Below are 613 nucleotides of genomic sequence, written 5' to 3'. Positions count from 1 at the left end.
AGTAACCCCGGATCGTTCGGGGACTGCCCACCGGCTACGAACTTCTCACCGAACATCTCCAGCGGATCCCGCGCCGAAGCCCCCAGCACAGCCTCGTCCTTGGAGGCGAAGTAGTTGAAGAAGGTCCGGCGGGAGATCCCCACCTGCGCGCACAATTCCTCTACGGTGAACCCGTTCAAGCCGCATTCGATAGTCAACCGACACGCCTGAAGCACAAGGTCGCGCCGCGTCGCCTTCATCCGCTGCTCACGCTTACCAGCGAAGAGTTCACTGTTCTGTTGCACTCATGAATTCTTGCACTATGAGAGCTTAAGTGCAATACGAGCCCTTGCGTGTACAACCAAGGAACTCGCAAGCGCTCGTACTGTCTTCTGCCCTGCCCTCCGCTCTTGCCTGCCCCTGGTGTGAAACTGTTTTTGCTGGCAACTCCAGGCCAGCCTGGGAGAGAGGGGAGGGAGCGGAGGGCAGGGAGATGCCCTTAACGCTCCCGGGAAGGGAACGGTAAGGCATCAGGTGAAGTCCAGCCCGGTCGGTCGGGTCGGTCGCTTCGGTTGGCCGCCTTGAGGGCGGCTGACGATGGCCTGGGGCATTACTTCCAGGCAGTGGCGGCATG

The 613-nt window shown here is 60.8% G+C and carries 1 protein-coding gene; it reads right to left on the bottom strand.

The window, feature by feature from the left end; all coding sequences use genetic code 11:
• A partial coding sequence (locus ACFPCY_RS43045) for a TetR/AcrR family transcriptional regulator (protein WP_378265714.1) occupies window positions 1-284 on the bottom strand: 284 nt, incomplete at its 3' end.
• Window positions 285-613: the final 329 nt, after the last annotated feature.

This window comes from Actinomadura gamaensis, assembly GCF_042652125.1.
Taxonomy (GTDB): domain Bacteria; phylum Actinomycetota; class Actinomycetes; order Streptosporangiales; family Streptosporangiaceae; genus Spirillospora; species Spirillospora gamaensis.
Note: the sequence above shows the minus strand (reverse complement) of the source record. Positions and strands in the feature narration are given on the sequence as shown.